The sequence below is a fragment of the bacterium genome, from assembly GCA_020444065.1.
Lineage (GTDB): Bacteria > Sumerlaeota > Sumerlaeia > SLMS01 > JAHLLQ01 > JAHLLQ01.
In genome coordinates, this window is the sequence record JAHLLQ010000001.1 from 1,045,500 (window position 1) to 1,064,325 (window position 18,826).

Consider the following 18,826-nt stretch of genomic DNA (forward strand, 5'->3'; position numbering starts at 1 on the left):
TCCATCCGCGGCGAATTGCCTCCCTCGCCTCGTGCGGCCGGAGACTCCCAGCGAGACGGCGGCCTTGTCAAGGCGCAGGCTTACCTGGAAGTCAGTGCCCGGCGGAGATCGGACAGTACTTCGGGGCTGTCGCGATAGTAAATGTGCCCCCACATCTGCGTGGTGACGTCGCTGACGTCGACGATTCGAGCTTGGGGATCCAACCAGCCGGCAACCTCGCCCCCACGCGGCTCGTTTCCGTGCAGAACCCGCGATAGCCAAAGCGAAACGTCATCGGTCGACGCGTAGATTGTCGTCTCCTTGATGCCCGTGAAGAGGGTCGTGCGCTCTGCCAGAACGCCTGCATCGACGTCCGGCGCGAAAAAGATCGCCTGGTCGGCCACCGTCTCCGCAGGATTGTGACGCTCCGCCAGGGCGCGCGAAAGAATCTCTGCCCCCGTGCTGTGAGCCGCAACGCCGTACGCGCCGAATCGACCGGCGGCGCGTTCTGTGGCAAGGTCTTCGAGGAAAGTCTGAAGAGTCGGAACAGAATCCGCCGCCACGCGATGATCGCGCGCATATCGCGTGAAACTCCCGTGCGAGGGCCAACTGAAGAGCACAGGCGGCTCCGCATCGATGTCGTCTGCCATCTGAGCCAGACGGCAGGCAGCGGACTCGAAAGTCAGTCCATAACCCGGCACAAAGAGCAGTCGTGGTGAGTCGGGATTGTTGCTCCAGGAATCGTCCAGGCGCGCCAGGAAGCCCTCTCGGCTGAGAGGCTCGATGGAGATCAGGGCAACGTGTCGTTCGGCCTTCAGGGGCGCCGCAGGGACGGGGCGGGGGTACTCGCCGGTTTCCCGGTCCGGCGGCAAAGTCACCCACGCGACGCCGTAGCTAAGGCTCTCGGCGCGGTCCGGGCCGAACTGCCCGTCGTTGGTCGCCGCCCGATCGGTGACGAACAGGACGGGAACGATGTCCGTGTTGCCCGGGACCTTTTCCCAACCGATCGGCGCGTGAGAGCAACCGCTCAGAGCCAGCAGTGCGGAGGAGACGCCAGCGATCGCCAGCAGAATGAGCGCGACAACGATGGTCCGACGGCGTCGCCTCCTGGGGGTGTTTTTTGATCTTCTGAACAGCATGTACGCTCTCCATAACCATTTATAAACAAACACTTACTTATGAGGCGTCGTGAGTCAAGGGGATTGTTGGCGGATTTTGGGAAGACCGTGAGATTATCGAAAGAACTGCAGGACGGCCACGACTGCCGAGATGATAACCAGGAAGGTGATGAGTTGAGTCGCCGACTTCCTGTCCATTTGGAGGCGGGAGACCTGGGAGATCCAGAAGACCCCGCAGATGTAAGGCAAAGCGGGGGTGCCCACGCCTGTCAGGCCGGCGAATGCGATGGCGATCAAGAGTCCAAGGACCGCCGCGATCGCCGTCCGGCGGAGGGGTAGGCTGAATCGCACGGCCAACCCGAGCAGCAGCGCCATCACGAGCGCGTCGGGAAAACCGAAGAAGGGCTGGACGCCGAATGGGCGATCGGGATTGGAAGAGGGCAAGGTCACCATGACGTATTCGGCGGCCTTGGCTCCGCGATCGCTCTCCATCATGGCTTTCGTTGGGCCAAGGAAGACGCTGTAAACGTCGATGAAGATCAGGATCACAAGGACCGGGATAATCCATTCGCGCTGCTGGAAACTGCGCGCCAGTCCGAACCCCAGCGCGATTCCGAAGAGCATCAGCAGCGGGCCCTGGACAAGGAGACGCCACTGGGTGGGCAAGAAGATGCCGCAACCCAGCAGGGCCGCGAAGGAAACGACGCCGAGCACAATCAGTGTATTGCGCGAAGGCGCCTGGAGCGCCAGGAGCGCCATGAGCGCAAGCGAGACGGTCAGTGTAATGACCAGTGGAAGGAACTGCGCAACGACGTACAGCCAATAGGGCAGCGGGTTTATCCACATCGGCCCCAGTGGCGGCCCCCAGACGAGTCCGGTGAAGAACCAGGCCGCAAACCACAACGCAATCGCGCTGCCCAAAGACAACGGGATCCTGCGCTCCTTGACGATCTCCTGTTCAGTCATGGGTTTCATCGCACGGTGGCTTCATAGAACGCCGCCTCCCTGTTTCGAGGGAGGCGGCGGAATCAGCATTTATGGCCTGGGCCATCAGTACTTGATTTTCGGGTCGATCTGCTCTTTCGGTCCCTTGCGGGCGCGAATTTCATCGTAGTAGTAATCCGGCAGATCCCAGTTGTAATCGATCTTCTCGTATACGCCCATCTCGTAGACCTCGGGCTGCGGGTCCTTGACGATGTGCGGCGTCACGAACAGGAAGAGCTCGACGCGGTTCTGTGTGGAGGACTGGCTCTTGAACAGCCAACTGATGACTGGCGCACGAAGCAGCCAGGGAACGCCCGTTTCGTTCAGAGTCGTATCGAACTGGCGCAGACCGCCGAGGGCGACCGTCTGCTCGTCCTTCACGATCACAGATGTCTCGGCAAAGCGCTCGTCGATGATCGGGACATTTGTGGCAGCGTCGGTACCGACGAGGATCTTCTGCTCCGGCTGGATCTCCATCTGGACGTAGCCGTGGTTGGTGATGCGCGGGGTCAGTGTGATCTTGGTGCCAAGGTCCGCGAAACGGATCGAGGCCACGGAGCCCTGCGTCGAGTTGACGGCGTCGCGGTACGGGACCTGACGCTTGATCTCGATGCTGGCTTCAGTGTTGTTCAGCGAGAGAATCGTCGGGTTGGCCAGCGTCACGGCCTCGCCACGGTTCTCTTCCGCCTCGAGACGCATCTGCAGGATGTAGTCGTTTCCGAAGATCGAAACATTGTCGGCGATGTGATCGATGAAGAAGGAATCGACGCCGGCAGAGGAGCCGAATCCGCCGAAGGTCTTCGCCAGATCGACCGCGGTGCCGAGTTCGCCTTCTTCCACCGGGACGAGGGTCGTGAAGTCCTGCTTCGTCCATGTCGTGCGCAGACCCAGATTGCGGGAGGCGCTCTCGGACATATCAACCAGGCGGACTTCCATCTTCACCTGCTTCTCCGGAACGTCGAGGCGGGTGATCAGGTCCTGCAGCGTCGCGATGCGATCGGGCACGTCCTTGATGATGATTACGTTGGCCTTCTCGGACGACTGAACTTCGCCGGAGTCGCTCATGAACGGATCGAGCGCGTCCATGATCTCATCCGCATCCACCCAGTTCAGCGAAACGGACTGAATGATTGTTTCCTTCTCTTCCGGCTGAACCAGCTTGCGATCGACGATGCGGACGATGCCGCCATTCTCGATCTTGTAGGCCAGGTTGCGGGACTTCAGGAGCGCGTCGAGCGCGTCGCCAACCTGCACATTACTGAGGCTGAGCGTCACGCGTCCGTTCACCTGGTCCGGCGTCAGGATGATGTTCAGCCCAAGCTTCGAGGCAATCAGACGGATGACGTTCTGGAGTTCGGCATCCTTGAAATCCAGATCGACGGTGCGATTCAGGATGTCCATGGTGGTCAGCATACCCAGGTCCTGGGTGCCCATCTGCTGCGCCTTCTCTTCCGGGGTCAGATCCGGCGGGACGTAGAAGGGAGCGAAGGCATCGGACTGGGCATCTGCCTGACCGGCACCGGTCGCGGGCGTGTTGCTGGAGCCGAACTGGTCGGCATCGAGCGCTTCGAGGTCGGCGTTGCTGAGCTTGATGACCTTCCGCGTGGAAGGAGCATCGCTCACGGACGCGTTGTGGACCTCGATGCTGCCCGGCCGCTCGTAGGACAGCGTCAGCCATCCAGCGCCGGCGACGGCGTGGACATCACGCCATTCGCGCAAGTCGAATGTCACCTGCACGGCTTCGCGCCCGTCTGCCAAGTTGATTGACTGCGCCTTGGCGGACTGAAGAAGCGTGCTGGCGGACGTGTCGAGGGGAGCCAGATCGGAGGTCATGAAGGCCTCCGGAATGGTCACGACGACCTGTCGGGCCGCGGGGAACTCGTTGATCTCGATGGGCGCCGGTTCCGTCCACCGGATTCGCACCCGCTCCTGGTTCTGCGTTTGCTGCAGGTTCCAGGCATGAAGCTGGGGCCCGGCCCACAGCCCGGCCGCCAAGAGCAGCGTGCCAAGGCCTCCGGCGAGGCTGGGTAATGGAGAAACCAATCGCATCGGGAAAAGGGCTCCTTTTGAATTCTCGCCTGCGCTACGGGAATGGTTCATTGGATTATCCTTCCTCGCTCTTCACACGAACCAGGAACTCATTGTCCTGGTAAGTGAAGATGACTTCACCGGGCAGAATATCCTGGATGACGACCTGCGGGAAACGGGGAACTTTGTCGCCCCGGCGCAGGATGTCATCGCCGATCAAGACGTAGGAATCTTCCGGCTGAACTTTATCGACAATCACACCACGGGTATTTTCAATAACCCAGCGCGGAGGCGGATTGATATCCGGCGTGGGGGTCGCGTGCGGCTGGTTGACGCGCTCGGGGTCCGTCTGCGTTAGGATCTGAATCTGACGAAGAATCTGTGACCGAAGGCGATTGGCTTCCGGCGCCTGTTGGGTGTCCTTATACTTCGTGGTGATTTCTTCGGTGATCTCCTGCGCCCTGCGAAGGCTTGGCAGATCGCCGAGAGCCATCAATTCGCGTACATCGTCGAGCAGTTCGTTGACGACGATCTGATTGCGAACCCAGGGAATGATCATCGGATCGATGCCCTGGGGGAAGTAGACGAACTTGGGCTTCGTCCCCAGCAGGGCTTCCCGAACTTCCTTGGTCTCAAACAGGTTCCGCGGGGATCGGGGGTCCTCATCGGCCTCGCGTCCGAGCTGAGCGGCGCGCGGCAGGCTGATGAGCATCTCGATCTCCTCGACCGTCGCCTCGATCTGAGTATCGTCACCATTGGCTGCATCATTGCCTTCGTCGAACTCGAAGACGGCCTCATCCTCGGCGGGCAACTGAGAGGCGAGATCCGGCTCGGCCTCCTCAGTAGTGCCTTCGTCCAAGCCGGCGTTTTCGACGTCCGATGCGGCAACCAACTCCGCAGACCGCTGTGCCTGGATCCCTCTGGGGGCCAGAAGGGAAAGCAACGCCAGCACAACAACGGGCAGCAAGGGCGTTGGGCGAATTCTCATCTTGCGATCCTTTCCGTGCCTCTTCCTCTCGGAGGCGGGTCTCATCGAGACCGGAACATGAATGTCGAAATCCCAACTTCCATCGGGTGAATACTCGGGCGATTCGGGTCATTCGAGAGCGAGAACCCGTTCACACGCATGAAGCGGTCGGGGTTGCATTCGATCAGGTTCAGGAACTGACCGAATTCATGGTAACGTGCCGATCCCTTGACACTGTAGGGGATCTCTTCATACAGCGCGCGGCGCTTGGGAGCTTCCGGAGCCACGCGAGTCTGCACAACGCCCGTCTTTGTCAGGCTGTCGCGCAGCAGGGTCAGGAATTCGATGGCGCGCCGATCTTCGGGCAACCGCTCCTTCGCCCGCCGAACCACTTCTGCCATCTGTTCCCGCTCGGCAGTGTTCTCAATCAGAGCGCGCATGCGATTAATCTCGGCCTGATCCTTCTTGATCTGCGCATTCAGGGTACCGCGTTCCTTCTGGGTCTTTGCGATGACCGGCTTGCTCAGCCAGTAATAATAGCCCACCAGGAACCCTAGGAACGCAGCCATGATCAGCCCGATCAATAGCGCCTGCTTGTTTTTTTCGGTAAAGACCATCGTGATCAATCCTCCGGCTGGTCGTCCGTTTCGTAGGTTTCGTCAAACTACCCCGGCTGCGGCTCACGCCACGGTCCGGATGGCTGCATCAACCGCCTGCGCTATCCTCGGATGTCAGCGGTTGGCTGATGAGAGTGAACTTGAACTTCGAGCACTGCCGATTGCTGATCTTCGCCGCTTCAAAGGGCGAGAACGCGATGTTCGGCTCAAAGTGCTCCATGAAGCCGACCTGTTCGCCAGAGAATGGTACTTCGACCTTGTTGTTCTCCAGCGAACGATAGAAGTCGATGATCAACTGCAGTCGCTGGTCGCTGGTTCCGTTCTCCACGTAGGAGACGCCTTCCATATCCAGCTTCTGTTTGATCACGGGCTTCATAACGCGCGATGGGGCCGGGCCCTTCTTCTTCTTTGCCCACGCCGCATAGCGTGCACGCGACTCTGCCGTTTCAACTTCCTTCACATCTTCTACCACGCGGATGTTGGTCAGGAAAACGCCTTCCGGAACCAACATCGGCAGGATGTTCAGCTTACGTGCCCAGAAGAGGCGATTCTCGGGATCGAGGGCCTTAAGGACGGCGATCTGGTTGCGCAGAGCCGTCATCGAATCCTGGACCTCTGCGTACTGGGTCTTCATGTCCTTCAGTTCATCCGCCACCTTCTTGGCTTCGGCCTTGACTCTGGCGGTCCTCTTCAATTCGCTGCTGCGATAGTTATAGATCCAGCCGCCGCCACCAAGGACCACCGCGAAGGCGATGATCAGGATCAGGGCGACCACCATCGTACCGCTGGTTTCGGACGTCTTGGCGGCACCGCGAACGTCCGCCGCCGTCTCTTGGGGAAGTAGGTTAATCCGAATCATAGCCTATCCCACCACCTTTCGCAGGGCGAGCCCGATCGCCACCCCAAGGTGTTCCTTGGACGCCGAGAGCAAGTCGGTGTTCACGCCGCTGGCGACCTGGAAGTTGCGCAGCGGGTCGAACAACTCGACCTCCATTTCCAACTCGGAGGACAGGAACTGGGGCAAGTGAGGCATCCGGGATGTGCCACCGCCGAGGATGAGCCGCGAGACGGTGTGTCCGCCCGCCTGGTTTTCAAAGAACTGAACCGAGCGGCGAATCTCGCCCACCAGGTTCATCAGAACATTGCGAGTTGCTTTGTTGACCGATGCTTCGAGCGTCTCGTCACCCAGGTCGGAGCCGGTAATGCGCTCCACGGTGCCGCGGATCGAGCTGATCAGCGAGGACTCTTCTTCTTCGGTCGCTTCGGCGTTCTCCGGCATCGGCGCCCCGATGGCCTGCTTCATTTCTTCGGCACGCTTGTAGGGAACGCTGGTCTTCTGCACGATCGATTGGGTGACCGCGTTGCCGGCGATGCTGATGTCGCGAGAGAATCGCGACGTCCCGCCGAGGTAGATATTAATATTGGTGATCTCCGCTCCGATGTTCACCAGAGCCACGCAGTCCGAAGCCTGAGGCTCGTAGGCGATTTCGTAGCTGTTCAGGAAGGCGAAGGAATCCACATCGACAATCACGGGCGTCAGGCCGACGCCGCGCACCAGGCCGACGTGCTCGCTCACCAGGTCCTTCTTGGCGGAAACGAGCAGAACATCGACCTTGCCCGCCGTGGCCGAAGGGCCAAGGACGACCGAGTCGATATTCACTTCGTCGATATGGAAGGGGATATACTCTTCCGCCTCCCACCGCAGCGCGTTCTTCAACTCGGCCTCTGGCATTTGAGGAAGTTGAATATACCGCACGATGATGGATTCGCCGCTGACAGCACTGACGCAGTACTTGGCGGTGATGCGGGCGTCATCAATCGCCCGCCGGATGGCTTGGGTCTTCAATTCGCGAGGATCTGCCGGCGGCGAACTCTTGTCGCCGTTCGGGTAGACATCGGCGATCCCGAACTTCTCGACCTCGAGCCGGTTTCCACGCTTCTTGAGTTGGATCGCTTTGACTTTATCCGATCCAATATCCAAACCGATGACGGTTTTGGAGCCAAACATGGGCAATCCCTCTAGTCGTTAGGTCTCGGTGCCCTGCTCTCTGCCTGGACCTTTCTGGATCTCGTCTCATAGGAGTCGAAGGCCAGATTGCCCTACCTAGAAAAGTGGGCGCAATACTAGATGCACTCGTTCTCCCTTTCAGTTGATCGGGATCCGACGCACCCGGGACCAATTGCTATCGCAAAATGGCAGTTTGATCCGGATTTTGCTCTCTCTCGCCAAGTTTCGATTCTTCTGGTGTAAGTCATGATTGAGCCGAACACACCGCCGCAAGGGAAATCAGCACCGCCAGACTGGCCCCACCGGGCTTGCGCCCCCATCTCATCCCTTGTAACCGTTTGAGTTGGCCGTGTAAACAGCCCTTTTCCCGGAGTCTCCGATGCGCCGCCTCGAACAAGGCCTGAAAGGCCCCAATATTCTCATCCGAATCGGCCCGGCTGTTCTCATGCTGGTTATTTTAGCCGCGGGCGCTGCCGGGAGGGCAATAGCCGTTTACGATGAAGGGCATTTTCTTCTGGCGGCCCACACGATTGCCGAGGGAATTCGCGGCATTTTCTCGGGAAATTCGATCGCCGAGATCCGAGATGCCATCCACCAGGGCGGCGGGACCCTCTATTTTGCAGCCAAACCTGGGTACATATTCATTTTAGCATTTCTGGATCTGTTGACTGGCGGTTTGACCAGCGGCCGAGCGCTTGCCCTCTCCGTCCTCTGCGGCGTTGGAGTCGTAGCACTCACGCAATCCATTGCGGAAAAGCGATTCGGATGGCGTACAGGACTTTATGCAGGACTCCTGGTCGCACTGAATCCACTCGTGCTGCAGTTTGGCCGAATGGCGCTCGGTGTAGAACCCGCTGTCTTTCTCGCACTCCTCGCCTTCTGGATTATGGAACATGCAGATGGCAAAGCATGGCGCGCTGCGCTCGCGGGTGCCGTCGCGTTCGCAGCGTTCACATGCCATTATAACGTTGCTCCTTTGATGCTCGCACTGGGCATCGGAGCCTGGCCGCTTTGGAGTCGTCGCACACGCATCGCCCTGATAGCAGGGGGCATTGTGTCAGCCGGCCTATTCGAAGGCGCTTTGCTCGGTGTCGACTTCGTTCTGCGAAATGCCTATCCGGACTTCCGCAGTTTCTTTGGCGAGTTGTACTACAACTTCGCCGTTCACCAGGTCGCCGGCGGCGAAGAAGCCGTGATCGCAGCAGGCGCAGCGGAATCAACCGATGGCGTTCGCGGCTACGGAGCGGCGGCATGGTTCTACCTGATCGGAACACTCGCGGCGGGAATGCACTGGCTTCTGATTGTCGGCGTGGTCGGACTCATTTGGATGAAGCGCGAGCCGATCATCGAAGGGTCGGATCAGCGACTCCTTCTCTGGTGGACGCTCTTCCCGTTGGTCGTCTGGAGCCTCTATCCATGGAAGGTCGAGCGGTCGTTCTTGAACGTCGTCCCGGGAATCGCCGTCCTGGCAGCCGTCGTCCTCGATCGGTTCCAGGAGCGCTGGAATCGAGCGGGACAGGAGGGGGAGGCGAACGCCGTTTGGAAGGCCCTCGGCTGGTTTCCGATCGCAATGGTGCTGCTGACGGCCGTGCTTCTTTCGATCCCACAACTCTCCCCCGATCCGTCCGGACAGAGGCGCCTGGTCATGAACAATCGTGACTGGATTGCATCGCTTCCGCGCGGATCGTTCACGGCCACATCGTTCAATTGGCGCTCGGCTCCGATCTGGAAGTGGTATCTGGGCCCGGAATTGCATCGGATGGACATCGAAACGCCGGGGATCGACTTCTCCAGCTTCGACCTGCCGCTCTATGCAGCCCAGGACCCCCAAAGTGCCCTCCCAGACCCGGGATATGCGGCCCAGGAGCCGGAGTTCGAAGGCGCCCAGCCGGTGCTGGAACTCCGTGACGATCCCGCGTTTGCCTTCCTGAGACGCCCTCAGAATCCTAGACCCCAGTAGAAACCCTCCGAACAGGCACGAAATCCGCACTACCTATCGGCCGAGATCGTTTGGGATGGGTTCTGTACATGTTGAGTGTCTGGAGGATCTTGGCCCCGCTGGCAGCGGGCTTGTTCCCTTTCACATCTTTCGCCACGCAAATGCTCGAGGAGTTCGGGGGCGGTGAATTGCCTTTGGCGCCTCACACGAACTGCATTTCAGACGCGGAGCGAGAGGCCGCGATGGCGAAGGTCGAAGCCTTCCGCGCAGCCAATCCGGAGGCTGCACGCGCCGAAGGACCAACGCACTATCCGTTCTATCCGCAAGCTGGCAGAATCTGGGATGACATCTTCCCCGGCAGTTTCTTCGATGTCGATCCGAGCCCGGGCATCAGCGACTACGAATGCACTGGCTACACGTACGATTCACACCAGGGTATCGACACAAGCATCGCGACGTGGGTACGGAAAGACATCGGCGTCCCCGTCTATGCGGCACTGCCAGGGATCGTTGCCGCAGTCGCGGATGGAAACTTCGATGAGCAGACGGATTGGAACCCGAACAACAAAGCCAACTACGTGATCATCGATCACGGCAACACGCACCAGACGTGGTACTGGCACCTGAAGAACGGCAGCGTTGCGGTGGAAGTTGGAGAGACCGTGCGAGCCGGCCAGCAGATTGCCATGACTGCAAGCAGCGGTATGAGCACCGGCCCGCATCTGCACTTCGAGTCCCGATTCGATGGTTCTCCCTACGATCCCTTTGTAGGCACTTGCCATCCAGGCGAGAGCGGTTTCGAAAGCCAGCCGTCATTTCGCCGCGACCTATTCCTGCGCGAATTCATCGTCACCAAGGAAGACCTCAGCAGTTGGTCCGGCCCTCCGGACGACACAACGCGCGAGGGCTACTTCGGCACGGGCGGCCAGCGAGTCCGATTCTGGGCAATGGCCCAGAATATCCCGCCCTTCTGCCCCTGGCGCGTTCGTATTCTTCGGCCGGACAAGTCGTTGTCCTTCGACAGCGGCTCCAACTCCTTTTCAAACCCCACGCTTTATCGTCAGTCCTTCTGGTACTGGAGCTACTTACTGGATCTGAGCGTGACGGGAACCTGGACGATCGAACTGACGCTGGATGGCGAGGTAATGGCCGAGGCGCCGTTTGAGGTCGTGGGATCGCCCGAATCTGGCCCGAACCGCCCTCCCCTGCCGCCGGATGACCTGGCTTTCTCGCCCACAACCGCGACAGTCGCCGATGCGATTCGCTGCGATGCAATCGCTCCGTGGATTGTGCGCGATCCGGACTACGATCAGTTGCGCTATCGATTCGTGTGGAGGGTCGACGGCGAGATTCGCCGCGACGTGACAATCGCAGCCCCCTCGGATATGCTTCCTGCCTTCGAAGCACAGAGCGGCCAGACGGTCGAATGCGCCGTCACAGCGAGCGACGGTTTGCTGGAATCCGAAGCTCGACAAATCTCCATGACGGTGCAGGGAATTGGGCTGCGTGGCTGGATGATGTTCTAGTCGAATCGGCACGGAATCCGCACCTGGCCGCCGCTATCGTCGCCCCGTGAGGATTCCCGCCATGAGCTTCTTGCGCACAACCATTCTGCTCTTCGCATCGCCCTTTCTTCTGACCGCGGGAACAGCCTCGGCCGATGGCCTCGGAGGCGGTCGCGAGCTCGATGAACAACCGCCGGCGGATTGTATTTCGAAGCTGCAGCGTCAGGAAGCTGAAGCGAAGTTGGCGAAGTACCGCGCCAGCCGCGTTGAAGGTGGCGTTATCCTGCCCCCAACTCTGTATCCGTTCTATCCTCAGGCAGGGGAATTCTGGGGCGATATCTTCCCGAACAACTTCGTCGATCTCGATCCATCCGCCGGAATCCAGGACTACGAGTGCACCGGCTACACGTACGACACGCACCAGGGAATCGATTCAGACATCACGACCTGGACGCGCAAAGACATCGGCGTGCCGGTTTACGCCGCGCTGCCGGGGACCGTCGTAGCGATTCAGGATGGGAACTTCGACGAACAGACAACCTGGGATCCAAACAATCAGGCGAACTATGTGATCATCGACCACGGAGGAGAGCACACAACGTGGTACTGGCATCTGAAGAATGGCAGCGTCAGCGTGAGTCCCGGAGAGACAGTCCAGGCGGGCCAGCAGATCGGGCTGACGGCCAGCAGCGGATACAGCACTGGACCGCACCTGCACTTCGAGTCTCGCCTCTATGATAGCTACTACGAGCCCTTTGCCGGTGCGTGCCGCCCGGGAGACAGCGGTTTCGAAAACCAGCCGGCCTTTCGGCGGGATCTCTATCTGCGAGAGTTCGCGATCACGACAGACGATCTGTCGGTCTGGGCAGGCCCTCCGGTCGATACAGATCGCGAGGCTTATTTTGGGACGGGCGTGCAACCGATTCGCTTCTGGACTATCGCTCAGAACTTCCCCGCAGAGTGCCCGTGGCGCGTTCGATTCATCCGCCCCGATGACTCGGTTCGGTACGATAGTGGAGCACAGGCCTTTGCGAACTCGAACTTCTATCGGACTTCCTACTGGTGGTGGAACTACAACATCAACTTCGACGTCACAGGCACCTGGATAGTCGAGCTGACGCTGGATGGCGACGTTGTCGCCAACGCACCGTTTGAAGTTGTCGAAACGCCCGAGTCCGGCGTGAATCGCCCTCCCCTGCCGGCGGAGGGACTGTCTTTCATTCCTCCGTCCCCCAATTACACTCAAGCCGTTCGGTGCCAGGTGGAAGCGCCCATCATTCTGCGCGATCCTGACTACGATGTCGTTCGTTACCGGTTCCTCTGGACGGTCGATGGAGACGTACGCCGCGATGTAACGATTGCAGCGACTTCGGACATGTTGCCTGCCTATGAAGCTAATGCCGGACAGGTTGTGGAATGCACAGTCACGGCATCCGACGGCATCACGAGTTCCACGCAGCTCAGCCTGTCCAGGCAACTTCTCGGCACTGGCCCTTATGATGGCTGGGTCGTTCAGTAAAAAAGGAGAACGGCCGCTTCTCGGCGGCCGCCTCACTGTTTACGATTCTCAGTACTTGTAACAACTGCCGCCGATGTACTCGCGCATCAGCGAATACTCCGGGATGCACTCCTCGTTGTCACACTGCGTAATCGAATCGAGCAGTCGATGCACGCGCCGTGCGCGAATGGACGCATCGTAGCGCTTTGGCTCGTTCTCGTAGGTGCTGTGAATCTCGTCCATGTACTTCCAAAGGTGACGTTTCAGCACCGGCAGTTCGTAGGGAAGCGAGCCGTTGAACACGAAGTCTGCCGTGTGAAGATAAGGCACGATGTACTGCAATTCGCTGCGCCGGACGTAGTGCCAGTGCCCAACTGTCTGGTTTGGCGAGTAAGCACGCGCCCATGAATCGCGCACCATGCGACGCAACATGCGCAGGTCCGCCCAACGGACGAACTCCATGTTGTTGTCTTTGATCTGACACATCGCCTCGATGTACATGCGGAAGATTCGATCCGCCGGAACCGATGCTGTCAGCGGCTCGTACAAACCGTGCAAGCTATCGACGATCAGGATCTGATTCTTCGCCAGCTTGAACGGCTTGGCGTTTTCCGGTTCGCGCTTGCCCGTCTTGAAGTTGTAGTAGGGCATCATCACTTCTTTGCCCTCGATCAGCGCGGCCAGATGCTCGTTCACGAGCGGAATATCGAGTGCCTCCGGCCGTTCGAAATCGTAGTCGCCGAATTCGTCCTTCGGATGCGTCTCGAGGTCATAGAAATAGTTGTCGAGACCGATCGTGACGAACTCGACGTTCTTGTGCGCCAGCTTCTCGCCCAGGCGAATCGTCGTCGTGGTCTTGCCAGAACTCGATGGACCGGCAACGATAACGATCTTCACGTCGTCGAGACGCTCTTCGATCTCGCGCGCCAGCTTATCGATCTCCCGCTGATAGACGCGTTCCGCCTCGCGAACAAGAATCGGGAACGTGCCGCGGCGAATGTGTTCATTCAGATGATAGATCGTGTCACAGCCGTAGTCGACATTCCAGTTCACGACTTCCCAGAGCAGCTTGTAAGGGACGGTATCCGGAACCTCGCCGGTTTCGCGTTTGCGGCGCAGGCGAGAGTGTTCCTGGCGATAAGCGGCGTACGCGCGCGCCGTACGCATGTGGCCTTCGCGCTGCAGAACATTGATGATGATGTCCTGCGTCTCCTCAACGGTGGGATACTGCCCTTTCTCGTATTGCCCGTTCATGATCCCGACGACGATGTCGGTCAATTCTCGAGCACGGTCGACGTCTTTGCCGCCGATCGATGCCGCCGCCCGGAACATTGCATCCGTGACGCGCTTCTGGTCGAACTTCACCAGTTGACCGTTTCGTTTGTAGATGTGCGTGATATGCGTTTCCATGATCGCCTCGCGAGTAGGGAGTCCTCCCAGCGGAGTCTTAACAGAGCACGAGAGCAGAAACTGGACAGCGGGGTCAAAAGATAATTTCAGAACACCGAGCATTTCACGACGAGATCACTCCCCCATGGGGAATGCGCAGCGCTGCTCGAACGCATATTCTCGAATGTTCTGATGGGAGTCAGTCGGCGATCAGTCGTCGGTCCCGGCCACAGCGGCCAGGGCTTCGTTCAGAATATCGCCATGATCGAACGCGAGCTCCGGCAAGGACTCGATCGGCCACCACTGCGCCTTTGCCGCATCGTCAGCGCCTCTAACCTCGGGCATATCCTCCGGAAGCACGCCGAAGAAGGCGACGGTGATCGTGTGCCCACGAGGATCGCGTCCAGGAGTCCCGTAGGCTCCCAACTGCCAAAGCTCTCCGTCTTCCAGCGAAAGCCCTGTCTCCTCCTGCAGTTCGCGAAGGGCCGCCGGCTCCAGATCCTCGCCTTCATCCAGGAAACCGCCGGGGAACGCCCAGGCATCTGCAAATGGAGGATTCTTGCGCTGGATCAGCAGCACGTGCAGTACCTGGTTCTCGACAGCAAACAGAATCACATCGACGGTTACAGAGATAGCCATCGGATTTCCTCTCGATTAGTGAACAGCCTGAAGAACTTCCAGGCGAACAGGGATAACGCCCCGCTCGACCGGTGCGAGCGACGCAAACGAGGCACGCGACAGATCGATGATCCGACCCTTTGTGCCGGGAAACCGATCGTTGACGCGCACGACAACTGACCTGCCATTTTCCAGATTGGTAACCCGAACGACGCTGCCGAGCGGAATGTTGCCGTGGGCCGCGGTCAGTTGGTCCGGATTGAAGATCTCGCCGCTGGCGGTCGGCCGACCGGCAAACCCGGGGCCGTACCACGAGGCCTCGCCCGTTGCTCGGAATTTCACCGTGCGGCCATCAGGCCCGACGACAGACGCGTATTCTCCGTCCAGCCCACAGGCCGTAAGAATAACAAGCAGCGCGCACAGCACGCCTCCGACGAAGACAAGTCGTTCTTTCAGGATGCGGGAAGCCATAGAATCGCCTCGTTCAAAGGTCCTTGGATGAAAGCAGCCAACGGCTGGAGTCGTCCACGGGATTGTGCATGTTTTGGTGCAGATCGGGGAAGAGAATCAGGGTGCTAAAAAGAGCCGAAGCCTCCGCGAAGGAGGCTCCAGCCCTTGGAGGAGGGGAGGGAGGAAAATAGGTTGTCTGGGAATGACACCTCTCTATTGGAATCGCGCCATCAGGCAAATGTGCGCATAACGACGACTTATTTGGAGAGTACGAAATGCTGTTGGCCGGTCAACGAAAAAACGACAAATCTGTTGATAATTCTGCTTTGTTTTGGCGTTGACCGGCCGTCCAGCTTATTCGGCGCTCTCAATCAGCTTCCGCAGTCTCTCAAGGCCCTTCTCGATGACTTCCCGGCTCGTTGCGTAGCTCATTCTCACGCAACGATCTTCACCAAAAGCTTTACCAGGAACGACAGCGACTTTGGCCTCCTCAAGGGCTACGTCGGCAAATGGCATTGAGCCATCGATCACCTTATTAGCGATTTTCTTGCCAAAGACCCCGGAAATATCCGGGAAGGCATAGAAGGCCCCCATTGGGGCCGGATCGCACGTCACGCCCGGGATTTCGTTCAATCCAGCGACGAGAATCTTGCGCCGAGCATCAAATTCGGCACGCCATTCATCCAGGAACTTCAGGTCGCTCTGCAGGGCAACCGCCGCCGCACGCTGGCAAAAAGACGTCACGTTCGAGGTCGAGTGGCTTTGCAGGCTTGTCATGGGCTTCACAGCCTCCACAGGACCCGCGATCCACCCCAACCGCCAGCCGGTCATCGAGAACGCTTTCGACCAGCCATTGACGATAATCGTGCGCCCGCGCAGCTCCGGTGCGACGTGCAGGATGCTGGTAAACTTTTCCGGCGCGTAAACTAACTTCTCGTACAAATCGTCACTGACGATCGTGACATTTTGATGCTTCTTCAGAACTTCGGCCAGCGCCGAGAGTTCGTCCTTCGAATAGACTGCGCCGGTCGGGTTGCTCGGACTGTTGAGAACGAGCGCCACGGTGCGGTCGGTGATCGCCGCCTCCAACTGCGCGGGCGTGATCTTGAAGTTCTGCTCGGGTCCGCACTTCACGATGACCGGCTCGCCTTCCGCCGCGCGCACCTGCTCCGGATACGTCAGCCAGAAGGGCGACGGAATGATGACTTCATCGTCGTGGTCGACGATCGTCTGGAAGATATTGTAGAGTGAATGCTTGCCACCGACCGAGACGAGGATCTCCGCCGCCGTGTATTCGAGACCGTAGTCGCGCTCGAGGGCCTGGCGCACCGACTCAATGATCTCCGGGCCGCCCTTCGCCGGTGTGTACTTCGTGCGGCCTGCCTTGATGTCTTCGATCGCGATGTTCTTGATGAACTCGGGTGTGTCGAAGTCGGGCTCTCCGGCGCCGAAGGACATGACATCAACGCCCTGCGCCTTCAGGGCCTTGGCCTTCGCCGTCAGCGCAAGAGTCATCGAGGGTTCGAGGCTGGCAACACGATTAGAGATTTTCATAGGTAAAGCACCTTCCAGAAGAGTATAGCATTACAATTCTGCGAGACCCTGCAAAACGCACAGGCCGGAAAGCAAGCGCACTTTGCGTCATTGATTTTGTTCAAGATATGAAACGGAGAGGCCAGGAAAGCGCACGACAAATCGGACCGCATTTGCGAGATTTCTCAGGGAGTAATTCGTATGCTCAGCTCTCCGCTGAAAGCGTCCTGGTTTTTCGCTAGCGCAATGGGCGGCGATCGGGCAAAAACAACCGCTGATTTCCCACGGAGGTACCCATGACAGTCGCCAGCCAATGCCAGGTCCTGATCGTCGACGACGAGAAAAACATGCGCAACCTCCTGTTGGATATTCTGGAGGATGACGGCTGGCAGGCGGTGGCCTGCGCGTCCGGCGAAGAAGCGCTCGAAGTCCTGCAGGAATCTTCGGCGACGATTCCCGCCATGATCGTCGATCTGTCCATGCCCGGCATGGACGGCTTTGAAGTCATCAAGCGCACTCTGAAAATGAGTCCGGACACCACGATCATCGTCATCACGGCTTTTGGCAATGTCGACACCGCGGTGAAGGCGATGCAGCTCGGCGCCGCGGACTTTGTCGTCAAGCCATTCGATAATTCGCGCATTCGTTCAGCCGTGCGGCGCAGTTTCGAAAGCCGCGATCTGCTGACGCGCGCAGAATTTTGTCACCCGACGTTCGTCGGCGCCGATCGCGCTCCCCTGCCGATGATTGGAAGCGACGAAAGCCTGCAGGATGTCTTCACAATCATCAAGCGCATCGCCGACCTGAAGACCTCCGTTTTGATCCAGGGCGAATCGGGAACCGGTAAGGAGCTGGTTGCGCAGGCGGTCCACTACAACGGATCTCGGCGCGACAAGCCGTTTGTGGCCGTGAACTGCGCGGCCCTGCCGGAGACGTTGCTGGAATCCGAGTTCTTCGGCCACGAACGCGGCGCGTTCACCGGTGCCCACGCATTGCAGCGCGGCAAGTTTGAACTGGCAGACGGCGGCACGCTGTTCCTGGATGAGATTGGCGAAATGCCCCTGGGGCTGCAGGCGAAATTCCTGCGCGTGCTGCAGGACCAACGCTTCCGTCGTGTCGGCGGCGAGAGTGAGATCTCCGTCGACGTGCGCATCATCGCCGCAACAAACGCCGATCTGCAGGAAAGCATTCGCACAAAGGCGTTCCGCGAGGATCTGTACTATCGCCTGAATGTGATTCCATTGCATCTGCCGCCCCTGCGCGAACGCCGACAGGACATTCCGCAACTCGCGCGTTACTTCAACCAGCGCTTCTCCGATCGGCACAAACTGGAACCGTTGAAACTGAGCGACGAGATCATTGCCGGCATCCAGGAACGCGAATGGCCGGGCAACATCCGCGAACTCCAGAACGCCGTCGAGAAAGCGTTGGTCTTGCGCGATGCTCGCGTGTTGCTGGAGAGCAGTTCTTACACCGTGACGCCGTCCGGTTCAGAAATCCCCAAGATGACCGCCGCAAAGCCGCCGGTGAGCGAAGATCATCTGCTCGTCGATCTCGGCGAGGAGGGAGAGATCCGTCCGCTCGGCGACGTCGCTGCGGATGCCCAGCGCGGCGCCGTGATTCGCGCAATTCGCCTGTGCGGCGGCAACAAAGCCGAAGCAGCCAAACGCCTCGGCGTCTCCTACAAGACACTCTTCAACAAGATCCACGAACTGGACATCACGACGTCCACCAAGGTGGAATGACCACGGATCGCACGGAGAACACGGATGGAGCGGAATGGGAGACTTCGGCGGCTTCGACGAACAAGCGCTGTGGGAAGTATGGGAATCGAGGTACGTGCCCTCAACCTCAGGTGACGCTGAGAGGTAGGCAGGGAGATCGCCCAATGCTCTCCCTTCTCTCATCGCAATGATGAGAGTGATTCTTGAGAGAGTATCCTGCCCCCGAATCGCCGCGATCTCCAAGGGCCGAGACGAGGTCACACGGACTATGAGAAGCATTGACCCGGTGGAACCGGAGGATCATGCAAGGTATTGGATCATTTGGGCAGTACATCTGTGCTTGTACGTCATCCCTTATGCATTCCTGACACACTATGTCCTTCTCTTTCTGCCCTTCAGTCTGCTGGTGCCATCCTTACGTAATTGGTCGAGGAGCAAGCTGCTGCAGAGGCAAGGGTGGAGAATATCT

At 59.1% G+C, this 18,826-nt stretch carries 15 protein-coding genes; 4 read left to right on the forward strand and 11 right to left on the reverse strand.

The window, feature by feature from the left end:
* Positions 1–80: 80 nt before the first annotated feature.
* The 7 genes from KQI84_03770 to pilM form a co-directional block, all read right to left on the reverse strand.
* Complete coding sequence (locus KQI84_03770; GenBank protein MCB2153977.1) at positions 81–1,118, reverse strand: alpha/beta hydrolase; 1,038 nt, start codon at positions 1,116–1,118, stop codon at positions 81–83.
* Positions 1,119–1,211: 93 nt separating this feature from the next.
* Positions 1,212–2,063 (reverse strand): hypothetical protein, encoded by an 852-nt coding sequence (locus KQI84_03775; protein MCB2153978.1) that lies wholly within the window; start codon positions 2,061–2,063, stop codon positions 1,212–1,214.
* Between the two features lie 84 nt (positions 2,064–2,147).
* On the reverse strand, positions 2,148–4,130 hold the full coding sequence (locus KQI84_03780; GenBank protein MCB2153979.1) for a secretin and TonB N-terminal domain-containing protein: 1,983 nt from the start codon (positions 4,128–4,130) through the stop codon (positions 2,148–2,150).
* Positions 4,131–4,185: 55 nt separating this feature from the next.
* Positions 4,186–5,097, reverse strand: a complete 912-nt coding sequence (locus KQI84_03785) for a hypothetical protein (GenBank protein MCB2153980.1) — start codon at positions 5,095–5,097, stop codon at positions 4,186–4,188.
* A gap of 41 nt (positions 5,098–5,138) precedes the next feature.
* Complete coding sequence (locus tag KQI84_03790) at positions 5,139–5,693, reverse strand: type 4a pilus biogenesis protein PilO (GenBank protein ID MCB2153981.1); 555 nt, start codon at positions 5,691–5,693, stop codon at positions 5,139–5,141.
* 88 nt (positions 5,694–5,781) lie between these two features.
* Complete coding sequence (locus tag KQI84_03795; protein ID MCB2153982.1) at positions 5,782–6,552, reverse strand: hypothetical protein; 771 nt, start codon at positions 6,550–6,552, stop codon at positions 5,782–5,784.
* 3 nt (positions 6,553–6,555) lie between these two features.
* A complete protein-coding gene (gene pilM, locus KQI84_03800) occupies positions 6,556–7,701 on the reverse strand; it encodes a type IV pilus assembly protein PilM (GenBank protein MCB2153983.1) in 1,146 nt (381 codons plus the stop codon).
* Positions 7,702–8,080: 379 nt separating this feature from the next.
* Here pilM and KQI84_03805 point away from each other — a divergent pair, with 379 nt between their 5' ends.
* From KQI84_03805 to KQI84_03815, 3 genes are all read left to right on the forward strand, one after another.
* The gene (locus KQI84_03805) at positions 8,081–9,661 is read left to right on the forward strand and encodes a glycosyltransferase family 39 protein (protein MCB2153984.1); all 1,581 of its coding nucleotides are present in this window, start codon (positions 8,081–8,083) and stop codon (positions 9,659–9,661) included.
* Between the two features lie 221 nt (positions 9,662–9,882).
* Positions 9,883–11,166, forward strand: coding sequence for a M23 family metallopeptidase (locus KQI84_03810; protein ID MCB2153985.1), 1,284 nt, complete (start codon positions 9,883–9,885; stop codon positions 11,164–11,166).
* 61 nt (positions 11,167–11,227) lie between these two features.
* Positions 11,228–12,664 carry a M23 family metallopeptidase gene (locus KQI84_03815; GenBank protein MCB2153986.1) on the forward strand — a complete coding sequence of 479 codons (1,437 nt, stop codon included), beginning with the start codon at positions 11,228–11,230 and terminating at the stop codon, positions 12,662–12,664.
* A gap of 48 nt (positions 12,665–12,712) precedes the next feature.
* On the opposite strand, the gene KQI84_03820 is transcribed toward KQI84_03815, so the two are convergent.
* The 4 genes from KQI84_03820 to KQI84_03835 form a co-directional block, all read right to left on the reverse strand.
* Complete coding sequence (locus KQI84_03820) at positions 12,713–14,053, reverse strand: response regulator SirA (protein ID MCB2153987.1); 1,341 nt, start codon at positions 14,051–14,053, stop codon at positions 12,713–12,715.
* 189 nt (positions 14,054–14,242) lie between these two features.
* Positions 14,243–14,671 (reverse strand): NUDIX hydrolase, encoded by a 429-nt coding sequence (locus KQI84_03825; protein ID MCB2153988.1) that lies wholly within the window; start codon positions 14,669–14,671, stop codon positions 14,243–14,245.
* Between the two features lie 15 nt (positions 14,672–14,686).
* Positions 14,687–15,121, reverse strand: a complete 435-nt coding sequence (locus tag KQI84_03830) for a septal ring lytic transglycosylase RlpA family protein (GenBank protein ID MCB2153989.1) — start codon at positions 15,119–15,121, stop codon at positions 14,687–14,689.
* A gap of 333 nt (positions 15,122–15,454) precedes the next feature.
* The gene (locus KQI84_03835; protein ID MCB2153990.1) at positions 15,455–16,654 is read right to left on the reverse strand and encodes a pyridoxal phosphate-dependent aminotransferase; all 1,200 of its coding nucleotides are present in this window, start codon (positions 16,652–16,654) and stop codon (positions 15,455–15,457) included.
* Positions 16,655–16,929: 275 nt separating this feature from the next.
* On the opposite strand from KQI84_03835, the gene KQI84_03840 reads away from it, so the two are divergent.
* Positions 16,930–18,378, forward strand: a complete 1,449-nt coding sequence (locus tag KQI84_03840; protein MCB2153991.1) for a sigma-54 dependent transcriptional regulator — start codon at positions 16,930–16,932, stop codon at positions 18,376–18,378.
* Positions 18,379–18,826 lie beyond the last annotated feature (448 nt).